An 18,310-nucleotide genomic window follows, 5' to 3' on the forward strand; every position below is an offset into this window, starting at 1 on the left:
CCGTGCCGACCAGGGAACAGCTAGCCGAGCAGACCGATCCGGCAACCACCGTCCTGCTGACGGTGGAGTGCCAGCAAGGTGTGGTGGGGCCAGGCAGCGCGCTGCCCGAACTGGCGAAGGAGGCCAGGTCGTCCGGGGCCCTGCACAACGTCGGGCGGTTGGTTTCCGCCGCCCACGCGGCAGGCGTGCAGGTACTGCACGCGGTGGCCGAACGCCGCCCGGACGGCCGTGGCGCCAACAGCAACGCCCGCCTTTTCCGTGCCGCGGGGCGGCTTCCCGTACAGCAGCATTCAGGCACCACGGCGGTACGGATCGCCGAGCCCATCGAGGTGGCGGACGAGGACCTCATCGTCCGCCGGCTGCACGGGCTGTCGCCGATAGCGGGTACGGACGTGGACGCCCTGCTCCGCAACCTCGGCTGTCGCACCCTCGTCGTCACCGGCGTATCGGCGAACGTGGCCATCCCCAACGCGGTCTTCGACGCGGTGAACCTCGGGTACACCGCGGTGGTGCCGTCCGATGCCATTGCGGGGGTGCCGGCCGACTACACCCCCGCGATGATCCGCAACACTCTGGCCCTGGTCGCCACCGTGACCACGACCGACGAACTGCTCGGCTGCTGGAAGAGCGGACGGACCGGGCCGAGGGGGTGAGGGGCGGCCCGGGGACGGTCGTGAGGCCTGCTACGACGCGAGGCTGATCGCGTCGCCCTCGACCGTGATCGCGGCGGCGGGCAGCGGCGCGGTGGCCGGACCGGTGGTGACCGCGCCCGTCGCCACGTCGAACTTGCTGCCGTGACATGGGCAGTTGATGGCGCCGTCCGAGACGCTGGACACCGCGCAGCCCGCGTGGGTGCACTTCGACGAGAACGCCTTGAACTCACCGGGCGCGGGCTGTGTCACGACGACCCCTTGCTCCGCGAAGACCTTGCCGCCGCCCTCAGGAATGTCGGCCGTCCTCGCGAGGACCGGGCCGCCGCGGTCCCCGCCGTCATCGGCCTGCTCGACGACACCGGAACCGGCCGGCTCGTCCGAGCTGCCGCACGCGGCCAGTACGGCGGCCACGGAGACGGCACCGGCCGCTGTGACGACGGTGCGGCGTCCGATGCGGACCTCGTGGTCCTGCGATGCGCTCATGCTGGTATTTCCTTCCACGGTGTTCTCGGCTCCGACGCTTCGTCCAGAGGTACGCGCAGCCGGTGATCTGTGTTCAACGCCCCAGGGACTTCCGCAGGAAATCCCGTTCCAGCAGGAGCAGACCGCTGGCGGTCTGCTCCTGGCCGACCAGATGCCCGGCCCCCGACAGCGGCAGCACCGTGTGCGGCCTGCCTGCCGCGAGCAGCGCTGCGGAGAGCCGCAGCGTGTGCGCCACGGTCACATTGTCATCGGCAAGACCGTGCACGAGCATGAGCGGGCGTGTCAGCGTCCCCGCTTCGTCCAGGAGCGAATTGCGGGTGTAGTTCTCGGGCTGCACGTCCGGGTGGCCCAGGAAGCGCTCCTCCCAATGGGTGTCGTAGAGCCGTCGGTCGGCGGGGGCCGCGCCCGCCACCGCCGCGTGGAAGACCTCCGGGTGCCGCAGGACGGCTGCCGCCGCCAGATACCCGCTGAACGACCAGCCGCGCATCGCCACCCGGGTCGGATCGAGCGCGGGGTGGCGGTCCGCCGCCGCGTGCAGGGCGTCGATCTGGTCCTCCAGGACGGCCGTGAGGCGGTCGCCGTGCACCGACTTCTCCCATGCCTCGCCACGCCCCGGAGTGCCCCGGCCGTCGGTGACCAGCACCGCGAAACCCTGCTCGGCGAACCACTGGGCGACCGCGACCCACCAGGTCCGCACCTCCAGGACGACCTGCATGCCGTGGCCGGCGTAGGGGCTGAGCAGCACCGGGAGCGGAGCGTCGCCCGGCCGGTGCCAGGAGGGCAGGTAGAGCCTGCTGCGCAGTTCCCGCTTGCCCAGGCTCAGGGACCGAGGCCGCGGCCTGACGAGCGGTTCCTCGGCCAGAACGGCGATGCTGCCCGTCGGAGCTCCGGTGCGCAGCACCGTCACCGTATGGCCGCCCGGTGTCCTGCTGTCGAGGACCACCGTCGGGCCGCCGACCGCGGCGGTGTGCACGCCGGGTTCGCCGCTGACCCGTACGGGACCCCGGCCGGGGTCGCCGGAGTCGTACGACCAGACGTGGATCTCGGTCGGCTCCTCGCCCGCCGCGAAGAACACCCGCCCGCCGGCCGCGCCGATCACCTCGCGGACCTCCAGGCCCGGCGGTGTCGTGGTGCCGCCGATGTCCAGCCCCTGGGTGTCGCCGCCCGGTCGCGCGGGGACGACGAGTGCTCCGGAGGGGAGGCGCAGCGGCGTGCCCGGACGCAGGGCGACCCAGGCGGTGTCGTGGGTCCGGTGCACGGTGCGGGTCGCACCCGAGGCGTCGTCCACCTCCAGGACGTGGACCGACCGCTGGTCCCGGGTCTGCACGGAGACGAGCGGCCCGCGGTCGTCCCAGCCCGCCGCCACGACGTACTCGAACGCCCGGTCCGTCCACACGCCTTCGGGATGTCCCTCGCCGGCCTCCCCGGGCAGGCGGACGTCGGTCCGCTCGCCGGAAAGCCGCACCAGATGCATCGACACCTTCGCGTTCGCCGTGCCGGCGGCCGGGTACGCCACCACGCGGGGCGGCCGCTCCGGGTCCGAGGGGTCGGCGATGTACCGGCGCCGCACGCCGGCCGTGTCCACCCGGGCGACCAGGAGCGCATCGCTCCGAGGGGACCACCAGTAGCCGCGGGAGCGTCCGACCGACTCCTGCGAGACGTAGTCGGACAGCCCGTACGTGATGTGCTCGCCGACCGGTTCGGCGAGCGGCCGGTCGTCCGTCCCGTCGGCGCGTACGATCCGCAGCGCGCCCCCGGACACGTACGCGATCACGGAGCCGTCGGGTGAGGGGCGCGGATCGACGACCGGTCCGGCCGTGGCGACCCGGCGCGGGGTGCCGCCGTCGGTGCGGAGCACCCAGAGGATGCCCTGGATTGCGAAGGCGACCAGACGTGCATCGGCGTCGGTGGCGTAGGACACCACGCCGGACGAGGTCACGCGGGCCCGCTCGCGTCGGTCCAGTTCCTCGGGCGGCACCTCGCCAGGGGCGTCGTCCGCGAAGCCGGGGCCGAGGGGATCGGCCAGCAGCCGCTCCGCACCGTTCTCGTACAGCCAGAGCCTGCTCACCGGGTCCGTGCCCGAGGTGCTCCGCACGAACAGCACCCGCTCGCCGTCGGGGGAGACGGTGAACTGCCGCGGCACGCCCAGCGAGAAGCGCCGGGTGCGGGCGAACTGGAGGGGGAAGCGTTCCACGGCGGCCGCGTGGGCGTGGGTGTCGGCGGGTGCGTCGAAGGGGGGAGTCATGGCGACACCATGACAGGTGGAAATCCGCTCGATCCATCCCGGTCCACCCCCATATGATGCCGGGTTCTGCTCCGGCGGGACGGGATCGGTGCAGCGAATACTGGGAACGTCTGTGCTATGAACAGGTGTGGCATTCAAGATCGAACGAACTGACGCACGCACGTGGCCGGATGAGCAGCTCAAGGAGCTCTTCAGCGAGGGCTTCCCGGAGTTCATCACCGCTGACCGGCTGGTGAAGGAGTACATAGGCAGGGTCGGTGAGTGGTTCGCCGATCTGGACCTGACGCTGGTCGACGAGCGGGAGACGCCGGTCGCTTCGGGCTGGGGTGTACCGATCCACTGGGACGGCCTGACCGAGACGCTCCCCACCGGGTACACGCAGGCCCTTGTCCGTGCGGTCGAAGGCCGCGAGCAGGGGACCGAAGCCAACACCCTGGTCATCTGCGGGGCTGTCGTCACCCCGTCGCTCAAGGGGCGCGGTCTTGCGGGAGAGACCCTCACCGCTCTGCGTCGGACTGCCGAGGAAGCCGGCTTGGTCCACGTCGTCGCACCGGTACGCCCGACGACGAAGGCCCGGTATCCGCTGACGCCCATCGAGGCCTTCATGCGGTGGACCCGAGAGGACGGGATGGCCCTCGACCCGTGGATACGGACCCATCAGCGCCTCGGCGCCGAGATCGTCTCGGCGGCTCCCGCCTCCCAGACGATGACCGGCACGGTTGCCGAGTGGGAACACTGGACGGGCATGGCCTTCCCCGACTCTGGCGACTACGTGATCCCGGGAGGGCTGAGCCTGCTTCAGGTGGACCGATCCGACGATCATGGTGTGTATCGCGAGCCCAACATCTGGATGCGGCACAGCTGAACGAGGCGGCACGCGCGCCGGAGCGCTGCTCGCCGCCGGTGACGTGTCGGGCCGGACGGTGTTCATGTTCTCGTGTCCGGCGCACAGTTCGGAGCCCCGCACCCACACGCGACCGGGCGTGTGCGATGCGGGGCTCCGTGACTCAGGGACTCAGGGGCCGGTCGCCCAACGGGCAGTGACTCGGCGATCAGTGACCCAACAGGCAGTGACCCAACGGGCAGTGACCCAACGGGTAGTTGACCAACGGGCAGTTGCCCAACGGGCAGTGACCCGGCGATCCGTCCCGGTGGTCAGTGCGTCGCGGCGGCGGAGGACTTCGCCGCGGCGGCGCTCTCCTCCGCGAGCCGCTCCATGCCGCTCTGCGTCTTGAGCGGCTTCTCCTTGATGAACAGCACCGCGACCAGGGCGAGGAACGCGAAGGGGGCGCCGATCAGGAAGACGTCCGCGGTCGCGACGCCGTACGCGTGCTCGACCACCTGCCGGGCCGGTTCGGGGAGGGTGCTGAGGTCGGGAACACCGTGCCCGGCGCCCCCGTTGCCCGCCGCCCCGCCGAAGCCCTTCTCCATCTCCTGGGCCACCCGGTGTCCGAGTACCGCACCCAGGGCGCTCGTGCCGATCGCACCGCCGAGGCTGCGGAAGAACGAGAGCACCGAGGTCGCCGCGCCGAGCTCCGAAGCGGGTACGTCGTTCTGGGCGGCCAGCACCAGGTTCTGCATGAGCATGCCGACGCCGACGCCGAGCACGACCATGTAGACGCTGAGCACGCCGAACGAGGAGTCGGCACCGATCGTGGACAGCAGGCCCATGCCCGCGGTCATGATGATGCCGCCCGCGATCAGGAAGCCCTTCCACTTGCCCCGGGAGGAGATGATCTGCCCGGCGACGGTCGTGGAGACCATCAGGCCGAGGATCATCGGGAGGCTCATCAGGCCCGCGACGGTCGGCGTCTTGCCGAGTGAGATCTGGAAGTACTGCGAGAGGAACACCGTGCCGCCGAACATGGCGACGCCGACCAGGAGGCTCGCGACCGTCGTCAGGGCCACGGTGCGGTTGCGGAAGATGGCCAGGGGGATGATCGGCTCCTGGACCTTGGACTCGACCAGGACCGCGGTGGCCAGCAGGACCACTCCGCCGGTGACGAGTGCGGCGGTCTGCCACGACGCCCAGTCGAACTGGTTGCCCGCCAGGGTCACCCACAGCAGGAGTGCGCTGACCCCGCTCATGATGAGGACGGCGCCGAGATAGTCGATCTTCACCGCTCTGCGGATCGTGGGCAGCTTCAGGGTCAGCTGGAGCAGCACGATGGCGAGCAGTGCGAACGGCACACCGATGAAGAAGCACCAGCGCCAGCCGAGCCAGGAGGTGTCGACGAGCACGCCGCCGATGAGCGGGCCCGCGACGGTGCCGACGGCGAAGACGGCACCGAAGATGCCGGAGTAGCGGCCGAGTTCACGCGGCGGGATGATCGCCGCCATGACGACCTGGGCGAGTGCGGTGAGCCCGCCCGCGCCGATGCCCTGCACGACGCGGCTCACGATGAGCAGCCCGACGCTGTGCGAGAAGCCGGCGACGAGTGAGCCGACGACGAACATCGACAGCGAGAGCTGGATGAGCAGCTTCTTGTCGTACAGGTCGGACAGCTTGCCCCAGATCGGGACGGTCGCCGTCATGGCGAGGAGCTCGGACGTGACGACCCAGGTGTAGGCGGACTGGGTGCCGTTCAGGTCGGCGATGATTCTGGGCAGGGCGTTGGAGACCACGGTGGAGGCCAGGATGGCCACGAACATTCCGGCCATCAGGCCGGACATGGCCTGGAGTATCTGGCGGCGCGTCATGCCGGGTGCGGCCCCCTGGGGCGCACCGGCGATACCGGCTTCGGGTGTGACGGCAGCGGTCATCGGCTGACGTTCCTCATTCTCTGGTGACTGGCACTACGTGATGGGGTGCTGATCGGTACTGCGTGACCGGCTCTGCGTGGTTGGTGCTGCGTGACCGGTTCTGCGCGGGCCGGGTCGGTGTGAGGGCGAAGGTTCCGGTGGGGCACCGGACGGCCCTCGGGCCTTCGGGTTTCGGATCGGTGGTCCTCGGGTTCTGGGGTCCTCAAGCCTTCAGGCCTTCAAACCTGAAGGCCCCTCAGGTCCTCAGGCCTGCGGCCAGCGAGGCGAACGCCTCGCGGTAGAGGCTCTGGAACGTACGGGTGCGGCCGGAAGCCACCCAGACCTCCACGGTGGCGCGCACGGCGGCGATCGCCACATGTGCGAGCAGCCGGGGCTGGAGATCGGTCTCGGGGTCCTGCCCCAGACGCTCGGCCAGGACGGTGACCAGGGCGCGCTCGTCGGCGCCCTGGGCAGCCAGGAATCCCGGCAGCAGCGAAGGGCTCGCCCTGAGCACCGCCATCTGCAGTTCCCAGCGTTCGTGGTCCTCCTCGATCTGGGCGAGTTCCTGGGCGAGCGCCTCGCTGAGGGCTTCGAGTGCCGTGAGGTGTTCCGGGGCGTTCAGCACGGCCCTGCGGGTCCGTTCGGCGTTCTCGTGACCGGGACGGGTGATCGCGTCGTCCAGGCACGGGAAGTAGTTGAAGAACGTACGCACGGAGACCCCGACCGCGTCCGTGACCGCTTCCACGGTCACGTTCTCGATCCCGCGGTCCGCGGCCATGCGCAGCGCCATGTCGGCAAGGGCGTCGCGCGTCGCGCGCTTCTTGCGTTCGCGCAGCCCGAGGGATGTGTCGTCGGCACTCATGAAGGTGCATGCTATGCAATTTTGCACTCTGGGCAAAATTCTGCCGAAGCTGCGGGTCGGAGGCGGTTCGCCGGCCGTCGGTGACGTGTCCGGTCAAAAGAGACGGTGCGCATCTCTTCACTGGGCTCGGGGGGCGCTGTTACATTCCGGAAAACAAGAATTCATTTCAGTCTGTGACTGGAGGCACCCATGACGGCTGTCCAAGACGCTCCCCACGTGCAGGCGCCGGTTCGTCGCGAGTTGCCGCCGTCGATGGTCGAGCGGGTGACGCTGATCATGGACGTCTTCGAGGGCCGTACGGCCCGGCTCTCGCTGGAGGAAGTGGCCCGGTCCACGCATCTGCCCAGGTCCACGGCGCACCGGATTCTCGACCAGCTGGTACGGCTGCGGTGGCTCGAACACACCGGCCTCGGCTACGGACTCGGGCGTCGCGCCCTCGGCTTCGGCGGCGGGGACGGTGCGCACAGCGGGATCCGTGAGGCCGCCGCCGCCCGGCTGCACCAGCTGCAGATCCAGACCGGCCTGGTCGTCCATCTGGCCGTCCTGGACGGGGCGGAGGTGCACTACCTCGACAAGGTCGGCGGCCGCTTCGCCGCGGCCGTCCCCTCCCGGGTGGGCGGCCGGGCGCCCGCCCATTCGACCGCGCTCGGCAAGGCGATGCTGGCCTGGCTCGAACCGGAGGATGTCGAGACCAGGGCTGCCGAGTCCATCGGCCGTCTGACGCAGCGCACCATCGCCGACGTCGGCACTCTGCACCAGGAACTCAACCGCATCCGGCGACGCCACGGCCTCGCCTTCGAGCGCGGCGAGTGCTTCCCGGACATCGCCTGCGTCGCGGCCGCCATCCGCGGCCCCGAGGGTCCGGTCGCCGCGATCTCCCTGGTGGGGGACGCCTGGTCCCCGCTGGAGAAGGTGGCGCCGCTGGTCGTGGACGCGGCGCGGCAGGTGTCGCGCGAGCTGTTCCCCGAGCCGGAGACGCCGGTCAGAGCGGCCCGCCGGGCGGCCGCCGCACCCGAGGAGACATGGTCCCCGCAGGCCATGGACCGGCTGCTCGCCGCGGGGCAGTACGGGGACTGGCAGTAGATCAGGTGCAGGTGAGGGGCCGGCCCTGTATACGACCGGGGCCTGCCGCCCTCACCCCCAGTGGTCGCCCCAGCTCCACGGGTCGGTGGGCGCCGCGGGGCTTTCGACGCCGAAGCCGCCGCGGAAGAAGAGCATCGGCTGCCGGTCGGCCACGGTCTCCAGGGCGAGGACCCGGCCCACCACCACGTCGTGGTCGCCCGCACCGTGCACGTCGTACACATCGGCGTGCACCCGGGTCAGGACGCCGGGCAGCGACGGCGTTCCCCAGCGGGAGACCTCCCAGTCGAGCCCCTCGTACTTCCGGCCCCTGCTCGAACCGAAGCGGCCGCACAGGTCCGTCTGGTCCTCGGCCAGGATGTTCACGGCGAAGCGCCCCGCCTCCCTGATCTTCGGCCAGGTCCGTCCCCGGTGGTCGGCGCAGAACAGCACCAGGGCCGGTTCGAGCGACACCGACGCGAACGACTGGCAGGCGAAGCCGGCGGGAAGGCCGTCCCGGCCGATCCCCGTCACCACCGTGACCCCGGACGCGAAGGTCCCCATGGTGCGCCGCATCCGCAGAGGGGTCGGCTCGGTCTCCTCGCATGCCTCGGGCGCGGACAGGGACTCTGCGGTCATCGGGTTCACCTCATGGGGGACGGTGCGGTGGTGTGCCCGGGACCGGGCAGGGGGCCGAAAGTAGGACACCGCCCTGAGCGCCGGGAGCCTGTTCCCGATGAGTGGAACGGCCCGGGGCCGCGGACCGTCGCGGGCCGCCCGTACCTCGCCGGCCGTACGCATCCCGCTGACCGAGACGTCCGCCGCGTGGCCCGGCAGGCCGTGGCTACCGTCCAGGAACCGTTCACACGGCACCTGTGGCCGCCGGGGCCGCGACCGCCCGGGCCGGCCCGTCGGGCCACCAGGCCCACCGAACACCGAGGTCAACCGAGGCAGGGATGATGACGGAGCTGAGTCACGACTCCACACTGCGCGAACTCGCCACAGATCAAGGCGTGTTGCGCTACCACGAGGCCGGGGACGGCCCGCCCCTGCTTCTGCTGCACGGATCCGGCCCCGGGGTCACCGGCTGGCGCAACTACCGGCACAACCTCGGCGCGTTCGCCGGGCACTTCCGCTGCCTGGTCCTGGAGTTCCCCGGCTTCGGCGTCAGCGACCCGGTCGACGGCCACCCCATGGCGACGGCGGCCTCGTCCGTGACCCGGTTCCTGGACGGGCTCGGGCTCCAGCAGGTCGACGTCATCGGCAACTCGATGGGCGGCATCGTCGGCACCCAGTTCGCGCTCGCCCACCCCGACCGGGTGCGCCGCCTCGTGACGATCGGCGGCATCGGCCGGAACCTGTTCAGCCCGGGGCCGGGCGAAGGCATCAAGCTGCTCTCCGAGTTCACCGACGCACCGTCCCGCGAGGGCCTGGTCCGCTGGCTGAACTCCATGGTGTTCGACCGGTCCCTGGTGACCGAGGAGCTCATCGAGGAGCGGTGGGCCCAGGCCACCGACCCGGACACGCTCGCCAGCGCCCGCCGGATGTACGGCAGCAAGGCGTTCGCCGCCCGGTCCGCCGCCGCTGCCGTGTCCGACGAGGCACCGTACTGGGCCATGCTCCACCGGCTCCGCGCGAAGACCCTGCTCACCTGGGGCCGCGACGACAGGGTCAGCCCCGTCGACATGTCGATCGTGCCGATGCGCACCATCCCGGATGCCGAACTGCACGTCTTCCCGGACTGCGGGCACTGGGTGATGATCGAACAGAAGGCCGCCTGGGAGAGCGCCGTTCTCGCCTTCCTCACCCGCAAGGACGCGGCGTGAGCGCCGCGGCCCAGGGAGCCTGGGACGAGGAGTTCGACTTCGTCGTGGTCGGCAGCGGCGGAGGCGGCATGGCCGCCGCACTGACCGCGGCCGACAGCGGCCTGAGCACCGTCGTGGTCGAGAAGGGCCGGAAGTACGGCGGTTCGACCGGCATCTCCGGCGGCGGGATCTGGATCCCCAACAATCCGACCCTGCGGGCCAGGGGACACGACGACAGCCGTGAGTCCGTACGCCGCTACCTCGACCTGCTCACCGAGAACCGGGTGCCGGGGGCCCGCCTCGACGCGTACGTCGACCAGGGACCGGCCGCGATGGAACTGCTCGGGAAGAGCCGGTGGATGCGGTTCTTCTGGGTCAAGGGCTACGCCGACTACCACCCCGAGTACGACGGGGGACGCCCGCTCGGCCGGTCCATCGAGGCGCTGCCCTTCGACACCCGCAAGCTCGGCGAGGACGAGAAGTACCAGCGGCCCAACAGCCTCAAGGGCCCGCTCGGACTGTGGATCACCTCGAAGGACTACCGGGACCTCGCCATGGTCAAGCGGACCTGGCGCGGACGCCGGGCCTCCCTGACCGCCGCATGGCGGGTCTCCTCCAACATGATCCGGCGCCGCCACATGGCGACCGGCGGCCGGGCGCTGGTCGCGCGGATGCGCATGGCGCTGAAGGACGCGGGCATTCCCGTACGGCTTCGGAGCCCGATGACCGAACTCGTCACGGACGCGAGCGGCAGGGTCACCGGCATCGTCGTCGAGAGGGAGGGCGAGTCCGTGCGCATCGGCGCCAGGCGCGGTGTGCTCCTCGCCACCGGCGGGTTCGACCACAACCAGGAGATGCGCAAGAAGTACCTGCCCGAAGGCAGCCGGGACGACCACAGCGCCGGAGTCGCCGAGAACGTCGGTGACGGCATCGTCGCCGGGCAGGCTCTCGGCGCCGCCCTCGACTTCATGGACGACGCCTGGTGGATGCCTTCCGTGCACCATCCGGCCGGTGCCACCATCCCGCTGGTCTCCGAGCGGTGCATCCCGCCGTCGGTGATCGTCTCCGACGACGGGAAGCGCTTCACCAACGAGTCGTCGCCGTACGTGAACTTCGTCCACGACCAGATCGAGGGCGGGCACACCACCGCCTGGTTCGTCATGGACGCCAAGGCCCGCGCCCGCTACCCGTTCGCGCAGATCCTGCCCGGCATGCCGTTCCCCAAGGCGTTCTACGAGAACGGCACCGTGCACCGGGCCGACAGCATCGCGGCACTCGCCCGGAAGATCGACGTGCCCGCGGACGCGCTCACCGACACCGTCGAACGGTTCAACGGCTTCGCCCGGACCGGCCGGGACACCGACTTCGGGCGGGGCGACAGCGCCTACGACCGCTACTACGGCGATCCGACGATGAAGAACCCCAACCTCGACGAGCTCGACAAGGCCCCCTATTACGCGATCCGCATCGAGGTCGGCGACCTCGGGACCAAGGGCGGTCTCGTCTGTGACGAGCACAGCCAGGTGCTGCGCGAGGACGGCTCGGTCATCGCGGGGCTGTACGCCACCGGCAACACCTCGGCTGCCGTGATGGGCAACGAGTACGCGGGACCCGGCGCCACCATCGGCCCGTCCATCGTGTTCGGCTACGTCGCGGCCCGGCACGCGGCCGGCGGAGGGACACCATGAGCCCGGCGCCGCTGACGGTACGCGTCGTCAAGGTGATCCGGGAGACCGCCGACGCGCACTCGCTGGTCCTGGAACCGGTGGACGGGGACCGGGCCCGGTTCACCTACAGCCCCGGTCAGTTCCTCACCGTCCGCGTGCCCTCCGAGCGTCCGGGCGGAGCCGCCCGCTGCTACTCGCTGTGCAGCTCCCCGGCGCGCGACGAGCTCCTGAAGGTGACCGTCAAGCGTACGGCCGGAGGGTACGCCTCCCACTGGATCTGCGACCACGTCACCGAGGGCGACACCCTGGAGGTGCTGCGGCCCGCGGGCACCTTCACCCCGGACACGCTCGACGGCGACTTCCTGCTGTTCGCCGCCGGAAGCGGCATCACCCCGGTGATGTCGATCCTCGTCTCCGCCCTGCACGAGGGCACCGGCGCGATCACCCTCCTCTACGCCAACCGCGACGAGCAGTCCGTCATCTTCCGCGACGAACTGGCCGGCCTGGCGCGGGAGTACGGCGGCCGGCTCACCGTCCTGCACTGGCTGGAGTCCGTCCAGGGCAGGCCCACCGCATCCGGCCTGCGAGCTCTCGCCGGCCCCTACGCCGGGCGCCCGGCGTTCGTATGCGGGCCCGGCCCCTTCATGGACCTGGCGACCGGAGCACTCACCGGGCTCGGCGTACCGCAGGACCGGATCACGGTGGAGCGCTTCACCTCACTGACCGGCGACCCGTTCGCGGAACGCGAGCCCGTCCCCGAGCCGGAAACCGCCGGGCCCGTCAGCACGGCCGAGGTGGAGCTGGACGGGGTGCGCCACACCGTCGACTGGCCCCGCGGTACGCCCCTGCTCGACGTGCTGCTCGCCGCCGGACTGGACGCGCCGTACTCCTGCCGGGAGGGCAGCTGCAGCGCCTGCGCCTGCGTGCTCACCGAGGGCGAGGTGGCCATGGAACGCAACGAGGTCCTCGACGCGGCCGACCTCGCCGACGGCCTGATCCTCGCCTGCCAGGCGCGCCCGCTCAGCGACCGTCTCAAGGCCTCCTACGACGGCTGAGCCGCCCCTCCCGTACCCGTTCTCCGTTCCCACTCGACCCGGATGAGGTTCGAACCGTGACCAAGGCGACCGCCGCGATCGTCGGATCCGGCAATATCGGCACCGACCTGATGTACAAACTCCTGCGCTCGCCGGACATCGAGCCGCGCTGGATGATCGGCATCGACGAGCAGAGCCCCGGCCTGGGGCGCGCCGCCGACCACGGCCTGCACGCGAGCGCCGACGGCGTCGACGCCCTGCTGGCCGGCGACGAGCGTCCGGACCTGGTCTTCGAGGCCACGTCCGCGTACGTCCACCGGGCCAACGCCCCCAAGTACGCCGGACTCGGCATCCAGGCAATCGACCTGACGCCTGCCGCGATCGGCCCGGCGGTCGTGCCCGCCGTCAACCTCGGCGACCACCTCGACGCACCGAACGTCTCCCTGATCACCTGCGGCGGCCAGGCCACCATCCCGATCGTGCACGCCGTCTCCCGGGTCACCGAGGTCGCGTACGCGGAGATCGTCGCCAGCGTCGCCTCGCCGTCCGCCGGGCCCGGAACCCGCGCCAACATCGACGAGTTCACGCTCACCACCAGCCGGGGCATCGAGACGATCGGCGGCGCCGCCAAGGGCAAGGCCATCATCATCCTCAACCCGGCCGAGCCGCCGATGCTGATGCAGGACACCGTCTTCTGCGCGATCCCCGCCGACGCGGACCGGGACGCCGTCACCGCGTCCATCCACGAGACCGTGGCCGAGGTCGCCGCGTACGTCCCCGGCTACCGGCTGCGCACCGAGCCGCAGTTCGACCGGCCGACCGCGGTCAGCGGCGGGCTCGCCCGCGTCGCGGTCTTCGTCGAGGTGGAGGGCGCGGGCGACTTCCTGCCGCCGTACTCCGGAAACCTCGACATCATGACCGCCGCCGCCACCAGGGTCGGCGAGGGCTTCGCCCAGCGGATCACCGCCCGTCGCGCCGGTGCCTGACCGCCGCTCACCGAGGAGTACACGAGCCATGCCCTACAGCTCCGACCTGGACATCCGGGTCACCGACTCGTCCCTCAGGGACGGATCGCATGCCAAGCAGCACCAGTTCACCGTCGACCACGTCACCTCCATCGTCGCCGCGCTCGACGACGCGGGCGTCCCCGTCATCGAGGTCACGCACGGCGACGGCCTCGGCGGGTCCTCCTTCAACTACGGCTTCAGCCACACCCCCGAGCAGGAGCTCATCAAGGCCGCGGTGAAGACCGCCCGCCGGGCGAAGATCGCCTTCCTGATGCTGCCCGGCCTCGGTCTCCAGGACGACATCCGCGAGGCCGCCGGCAACGGCGCCGCGATCTGCCGGATCGCCACCCACTGCACCGAGGCCGACATCTCCGTCCAGCACTTCGGTCTAGCCCGCGAACTGGGCCTGGAGACCGTCGGGTTCCTCATGATGTCGCACAGTCAGCCGCCGGAGGTGCTGGCCCGGCAGGCCCGCATCATGGCCGACGCCGGCTGCCAGTGCGTGTACGTCGTCGACTCCGCAGGCGCCCTCATCATGGAGCAGACCAGCGACCGGATCGGCGCCCTCGTCGCCGAGCTCGGCGACGACGCCCAGGTCGGTTTCCACGGGCACGAGAACCTCGGCCTCGGCGTCGCCAACTCGGTCCTCGCCGTCCGCGCCGGGGCCAAGCAGATCGACGGGTCCACCCGCCGCTTCGGCGCGGGCGCCGGCAACACCCCCGTCGAGGGGTTCGCCGCCGTCGCCGAGAAGCTGGGGATCCGTACCGGCATCGACGTACTGAAGATCATCGACGCGGCCGAGGACGTCGTGCGGCCCGTCATGGACGGCGAATGCCTGCTCGACCGGCTGTCGCTGACGATGGGCTACGCCGGTGTCTACTCCAGCTTCCTGAAGCACGCCGCCCGCCAGGCCGCCACCTACCAGGTCTCCGGCGCCGAGATCCTCATGGAGGCGGGCCGTCGCAAGCTCGTCGGCGGCCAGGAGGACCAGCTCATCGAGATCGCGGTCGCCCTCGCGGCGAAGCACCGCTCCGGGACCGCCCAGCACTCTTCGGGGAAGTGAGAACAGCCATGCCCAATCCCGTACTCGAAGCAGTCGAGGCACGCGCCGACGAGATCCGCGCGCTCGGACCCGCCAACGAGGCGCTCGGCCGGCTCGACGACCAGGCGGCGAAGATCCTGCGCGACGTCGGGGCGATGCGCATGCTCCAGCCGAAGACGTACGGCGGCCTCGAACTGCACCCGCGCGAGTTCGCCGAGACCGTCATGAGGATCGCCGCACTGGACGGGGCCAGCGGCTGGGTCACCGGCGTCGTCGGTGTCCACCCGTGGGAGATGGCGATGGCCGACCCCCGGGTCCAGGAGGAGATCTGGGGCGAGGACTCCGACACCTGGATCGCCTCCCCGTACGCCCCGATGGGCCTGCTCAGGCCCGTCGACGGCGGATACGTCTTCAACGGCCACTGGCAGTTCTCCTCCGGCACCGACCACTGCCGCTGGATCTTCCTCGGCGGCTTCCTCGCCGACGCCGACGGCAACCGGATCAACCCCCCGCAGTCCGTGCACGTCATCCTGCCCCGCGCCGACTACGAGATCGTCGAGGACTCCTGGGACGTCGTCGGGCTGCGCGGCACGGGCAGCAAGGACGTCATCGTCAAGGACGCGTTCGTACCCGACTACCGCGTCATCGAGTACAACAAGGTCGTGGACGGGTCCCTGGCCGCGGAGTCCGGGCTGACCAACCCGGCCTACCGGCTGCCCTTCTCGGCCGCGTTCCCGCTCGGCATCACCGCCGCCGTGATCGGCATCTGCGAGGGCGCTCTCGCCCACCATCTCGACTACCAGCGCGGCCGGGTGCAGATCACCGGCCAGGCCGTGAAGGACGACCCGTACGTCCTGTACGCCATCAGCGACGCGGCTGCCGAGATCGCGGCCTCCCGGTCGGCGCTCCTGGACAACATCTGCCGGATCCACGACGCGGTTGCCGCCGGCGAGGAGATCAGCTTCGAGCGCCGGGCCGTCGGCCGGCGCACCCAGGCCGCCGCCGCCTGGCGGGCCGTCCGCGCGGTCGACGAGGTCGTCGCCCGCTCCGGCGGCAACGCGATGCGGCTGGACAACCCGATCCAGCGCTTCTGGCGTGACGCGCACGTGGGTCTCACGCACGCCATCCATGTGCCGGGATCCGTCTTCCACGCCTCGGCCCTCACCGAGATCGGCATCGATCCGCCGCAGGGCCCGATGCGCTCGATGATCTGACGTCACGACCGACCGCAGACCGCAGACCGGTTCAGAGAGGAACACCCATGACACAGATCCGCGGACTCGGCTATCTCCGGGTCCAGTCCACCGACATCGGGCGCTGGCGCGAACTCACCGTGGACGCCCTCGGCTTCGCCGAGGGCTCCGGGCCGGAACCCGACGGCCTGTACCTGCGCATGGACGAGCGCCGCTCCCGGCTCGTCGTCCTGCCCGGCGACACCGACCGGGTGCTGTCGATCGGCTGGGAGGTGCGGGACCAGTTCGCGCTCGCCGCCGTCGGCCGCGCCGTCGAGGCGTCCGGTACGGGAGTGAAGCCGCTCAGCCGCGAGGAGGCGGATGACCGGGGCGTCGAGCAGGGCATCACCTTCGAGGACCCGGCCGGTGTGTCCGTCGAGGTGTTCTTCGCCCCGATCCTCGACCACAGTCCCGTGGTGACCAAGCTCGGCCAGCGGTTCGTCACCGGCGGCCAGGGGATGGGACACATCGTCCTGCCCACCACCAGCCCCGACGAGACGATCGCCTTCTACACCGAAGTCCTCGGATTCATGCCCCGCGGCTCGATGCGGCTCGGCGGCGGCTCTCCCCGCCGGGTGCGTTTCATGGGGGTCAACGAACGCCACCACAGCCTTGCCGTCTGCCCCGCCCCGCACGGGGAGGCGCCCGGCCTCGTGCACCTGATGGTCGAGGTGGACAGCCTGGACGCGGTCGGCCGCGCCCTCGACAACGTGGCCGAGCAGGGCTTCTCGCTCTCCTCGACGCTGGGCCGGCACACCAACGACAAGATGGTGTCGTTCTACGTGCGTGCGCCCGGCGGCTGGGACCTCGAATACGGCTACGACGGGATGCGCGTCGACGAGGCGCACTACACCGCCGAGGAGATCACCGCCGACAGCTACTGGGGCCACGACTGGTCGGGATCCGAACCCCTCGCCGCCTTCACCCCGCCCGGGACAGCCACATGAGAGCGTCCCGGCCGGTGACACCGGTGCCTGCCGGGACCGTCGACCACTACGACGGAGAGACCGACGTGCTGGTCGTCGGCTTCGGATGCGCCGGCGCCGCCGCAGCGTACGAAGCCGCCGCCGCGGGCGCCGACGTCCTCGTCCTCGAACGGGCCGGAGGCCCCGGCGGGTCCTCCGCGCTCTCCGGCGGAGAGCTGTACCTCGGCGGCGGGACCCCGGTGCAGCACGCCTGCGGATTCGAGGACAGCGCGGACGACATGTTCGCCTACCTCGATGCCGCGCTCGGGCCGCACACCGACCAGGAGAAGCTGCGCCTGTACTGCGAGGGCAGCACCGAGCACTTCCGGTGGTTCGTGGACCGCGGGCTGACCTTCGAGCCGACCCTGTGGGACGCGCCGACCTGGATGCCGACCACCAAGGACGGGCTGATGTGGCTGGGCGAGAACGCCTGGCCGTACAACGAGATCGCCCGCCCGGCCCCGCGCGGCCACCGCTGCGCGACCGACGCGTTCGGCGGCTGGCTGGTGATGGAGAAACTCGTGGCCGCCGCCGAGGAGGCCGGGGCCGCCGTACACGCCGACACCCTGGCCACCGCACTGATCGTCGACGACAGCGGCCGGGTCGTCGGGGTCACCGCACGCCGGCACGGCCAGGACCTCGCCTTCCGGGCGCGCAGGGGCGTGGTGCTGACCACCGGCGGGTTCGCCGACAACGAGGAGATGCTGGCCGACCATGCCCCGCACCTCATCGGCCACGGCAAGGTCAGCGACGGACTGGACGACGGCAGCGGCATCAGGATGGCCGCCGCGATCGGCGCCGCCACCCGGCGGATGGGCGTGGTGGAACTGGCGCTGACCGCGCTGCCCGCGATGGTCACCCGGGGCATGCTGGTCAACGCCCACGGCCGGCGCTTCATCAACGAGGACGTCTATCCCGGTCTCTTCAGTGTGGCCGCCGTGCTGACCCAGCCCGCCCCCTACTGGGTGATCATCGACGAGGAGGGATACGAGTCGATCCCCGAGCAGGAACGCTGGGGTGTCGTTCCCCGGTTCGTCACGGAGACCCTGGCGGAGCTGGAGACCGAACTCGGGATGCCTCAGGGCGCCCTGGAGTCCACCGTCGGCACGTACAACACGCACGCGGCGAGCGGTCAGGACCCGTACTTCCACAAGGACCCCCGCTGGCTCAGGCCGTTGGCGGGGCCGTTCGCGGCCGTCGACCCGCGGGCCGGATTCCACCGGGGCGGCCGGCCGGGTGCCGCGGCGGGCACAGGGGCGGCCGGGTTCACTCTCGGGGGCCTGCACACGACCGTGGACGGCGCGGTCCTCGACGTGTCCGGCGATCCGGTCCCCGGTCTGTTCGCCGCGGGGCGGGCCGCCGCCGGCATCCACGGCGAGGGGTACGTCAGCGGCACGTCGCTCGGCGACGGGACGTTCTTCGAGTGATCACCTGGGCAAACCTTCGCGCCTCATCCGCACCCTGGCTGCTCCTACCAGGAGTGTTCTTCATCTATGTGTACGTGAACAGCGCCG

At 71.1% G+C, this 18,310-nt stretch carries 16 protein-coding genes; 11 read left to right on the forward strand and 5 right to left on the reverse strand.

From position 1 onward, the window contains the following. Positions 1 to 2 precede the first annotated feature (2 nt). The gene (locus ABT025_RS28300; RefSeq protein WP_351000315.1) at positions 3 to 653 is read left to right on the forward strand and encodes a cysteine hydrolase family protein; all 651 of its coding nucleotides are present in this window, start codon (positions 3 to 5) and stop codon (positions 651 to 653) included. 30 nt (positions 654 to 683) lie between these two features. Here the strand turns inward: ABT025_RS28300 and ABT025_RS28305 are convergent, their stop codons facing one another. Together ABT025_RS28305 and ABT025_RS28310 are read right to left on the reverse strand one after the other, a co-directional pair. After that, entirely contained in the window at positions 684 to 1,136 is a 453-nt protein-coding gene (locus ABT025_RS28305) for a Rieske (2Fe-2S) protein (protein ID WP_351000318.1), read from the reverse strand. A gap of 73 nt (positions 1,137 to 1,209) precedes the next feature. Continuing rightward, positions 1,210 to 3,381, reverse strand: coding sequence for a S9 family peptidase (locus tag ABT025_RS28310; protein WP_351000321.1), 2,172 nt, complete (start codon positions 3,379 to 3,381; stop codon positions 1,210 to 1,212). A 127-nt stretch (positions 3,382 to 3,508) separates the two neighbouring features. On the opposite strand from ABT025_RS28310, the gene ABT025_RS28315 reads away from it, so the two are divergent. Further along, complete coding sequence (locus ABT025_RS28315; RefSeq protein WP_351000324.1) at positions 3,509 to 4,246, forward strand: hypothetical protein; 738 nt, start codon at positions 3,509 to 3,511, stop codon at positions 4,244 to 4,246. A 290-nt stretch (positions 4,247 to 4,536) separates the two neighbouring features. Here ABT025_RS28315 and ABT025_RS28320 read toward each other — a convergent pair whose 3' ends face one another. Both ABT025_RS28320 and ABT025_RS28325 read right to left on the reverse strand, forming a co-directional pair. Further along, a complete protein-coding gene (locus ABT025_RS28320) occupies positions 4,537 to 6,081 on the reverse strand; it encodes an MDR family MFS transporter (RefSeq protein ID WP_502972046.1) in 1,545 nt (514 codons plus the stop codon). Between the two features lie 298 nt (positions 6,082 to 6,379). Then, positions 6,380 to 6,985 carry an acyl-CoA-like ligand-binding transcription factor gene (locus ABT025_RS28325; protein WP_351000330.1) on the reverse strand — a complete coding sequence of 202 codons (606 nt, stop codon included), beginning with the start codon at positions 6,983 to 6,985 and terminating at the stop codon, positions 6,380 to 6,382. Between the two features lie 252 nt (positions 6,986 to 7,237). Here ABT025_RS28325 and ABT025_RS28330 point away from each other — a divergent pair, with 252 nt between their 5' ends. Further along, entirely contained in the window at positions 7,238 to 8,068 is an 831-nt protein-coding gene (locus ABT025_RS28330) for an IclR family transcriptional regulator (RefSeq protein WP_351000364.1), read from the forward strand. 51 nt (positions 8,069 to 8,119) lie between these two features. Here ABT025_RS28330 and ABT025_RS28335 read toward each other — a convergent pair whose 3' ends face one another. After that, on the reverse strand, positions 8,120 to 8,683 hold the full coding sequence (locus ABT025_RS28335) for a flavin reductase family protein (RefSeq protein WP_351000332.1): 564 nt from the start codon (positions 8,681 to 8,683) through the stop codon (positions 8,120 to 8,122). Positions 8,684 to 9,003: 320 nt separating this feature from the next. Between ABT025_RS28335 and ABT025_RS28340 the strand changes: the two genes are divergently transcribed. The 8 genes from ABT025_RS28340 to ABT025_RS28375 are packed head-to-tail and all read left to right on the forward strand — an operon-like array spanning position 9,004 to position 18,223. After that, a complete protein-coding gene (locus ABT025_RS28340; protein ID WP_351000335.1) occupies positions 9,004 to 9,870 on the forward strand; it encodes an alpha/beta fold hydrolase in 867 nt (288 codons plus the stop codon). Next, positions 9,867 to 11,537, forward strand: coding sequence for an FAD-binding protein (locus ABT025_RS28345; RefSeq protein ID WP_351000338.1), 1,671 nt, complete (start codon positions 9,867 to 9,869; stop codon positions 11,535 to 11,537). The genes ABT025_RS28340 and ABT025_RS28345 overlap by 4 nt, the downstream gene beginning before the upstream one ends. Beyond that, on the forward strand, positions 11,534 to 12,571 hold the full coding sequence (locus ABT025_RS28350) for a 2Fe-2S iron-sulfur cluster-binding protein (RefSeq protein ID WP_351000341.1): 1,038 nt from the start codon (positions 11,534 to 11,536) through the stop codon (positions 12,569 to 12,571). The genes ABT025_RS28345 and ABT025_RS28350 overlap by 4 nt, the downstream gene beginning before the upstream one ends. 56 nt (positions 12,572 to 12,627) lie before the next feature. Continuing rightward, the gene (locus ABT025_RS28355; RefSeq protein ID WP_351000344.1) at positions 12,628 to 13,536 is read left to right on the forward strand and encodes an acetaldehyde dehydrogenase (acetylating); all 909 of its coding nucleotides are present in this window, start codon (positions 12,628 to 12,630) and stop codon (positions 13,534 to 13,536) included. Positions 13,537 to 13,564: 28 nt separating this feature from the next. Beyond that, complete coding sequence (gene dmpG, locus ABT025_RS28360) at positions 13,565 to 14,620, forward strand: 4-hydroxy-2-oxovalerate aldolase (protein WP_351000347.1); 1,056 nt, start codon at positions 13,565 to 13,567, stop codon at positions 14,618 to 14,620. Positions 14,621 to 14,628: 8 nt separating this feature from the next. Continuing rightward, positions 14,629 to 15,813 (forward strand): acyl-CoA dehydrogenase family protein, encoded by a 1,185-nt coding sequence (locus ABT025_RS28365; protein WP_351000350.1) that lies wholly within the window; start codon positions 14,629 to 14,631, stop codon positions 15,811 to 15,813. 47 nt (positions 15,814 to 15,860) lie between these two features. Then, on the forward strand, positions 15,861 to 16,778 hold the full coding sequence (locus ABT025_RS28370) for a VOC family protein (protein WP_351000353.1): 918 nt from the start codon (positions 15,861 to 15,863) through the stop codon (positions 16,776 to 16,778). Between the two features lie 14 nt (positions 16,779 to 16,792). Next, positions 16,793 to 18,223, forward strand: coding sequence for an FAD-dependent oxidoreductase (locus tag ABT025_RS28375; RefSeq protein ID WP_351000356.1), 1,431 nt, complete (start codon positions 16,793 to 16,795; stop codon positions 18,221 to 18,223). Positions 18,224 to 18,310: the final 87 nt, after the last annotated feature.

Source organism: Streptomyces sp. NPDC002809 (assembly GCF_040295435.1).
In the GTDB taxonomy this organism is placed as follows: domain Bacteria; phylum Actinomycetota; class Actinomycetes; order Streptomycetales; family Streptomycetaceae; genus Streptomyces.

What these genes read in the sequence shown, in the direction of transcription:
- ABT025_RS28310 (WP_351000321.1), bottom strand. Translation starts at nt 3,381, where the DNA reads ATGACTCCCCCCTTCGACGCACCCGCCGACACCCACGCCCACGCGGCC.
- ABT025_RS28320 (WP_502972046.1), bottom strand. Translation starts at nt 6,081, where the DNA reads ATGACGCGCCGCCAGATACTCCAGGCCATGTCCGGCCTGATGGCCGGA.
- ABT025_RS28325 (WP_351000330.1), bottom strand. Translation starts at nt 6,985, where the DNA reads ATGAGTGCCGACGACACATCCCTCGGGCTGCGCGAACGCAAGAAGCGC.
- ABT025_RS28330 (WP_351000364.1), top strand. Translation starts at nt 7,238, where the DNA reads ATGGTCGAGCGGGTGACGCTGATCATGGACGTCTTCGAGGGCCGTACG.
- ABT025_RS28365 (WP_351000350.1), top strand. Translation starts at nt 14,629, where the DNA reads ATGCCCAATCCCGTACTCGAAGCAGTCGAGGCACGCGCCGACGAGATC.
- ABT025_RS28350 (WP_351000341.1), top strand. Translation starts at nt 11,534, where the DNA reads ATGAGCCCGGCGCCGCTGACGGTACGCGTCGTCAAGGTGATCCGGGAG.
- dmpG (WP_351000347.1), top strand. Translation starts at nt 13,565, where the DNA reads ATGCCCTACAGCTCCGACCTGGACATCCGGGTCACCGACTCGTCCCTC.
- ABT025_RS28305 (WP_351000318.1), bottom strand. Translation starts at nt 1,136, where the DNA reads ATGAGCGCATCGCAGGACCACGAGGTCCGCATCGGACGCCGCACCGTC.
- ABT025_RS28340 (WP_351000335.1), top strand. Translation starts at nt 9,004, where the DNA reads ATGACGGAGCTGAGTCACGACTCCACACTGCGCGAACTCGCCACAGAT.
- ABT025_RS28335 (WP_351000332.1), bottom strand. Translation starts at nt 8,683, where the DNA reads ATGACCGCAGAGTCCCTGTCCGCGCCCGAGGCATGCGAGGAGACCGAG.
- ABT025_RS28370 (WP_351000353.1), top strand. Translation starts at nt 15,861, where the DNA reads ATGACACAGATCCGCGGACTCGGCTATCTCCGGGTCCAGTCCACCGAC.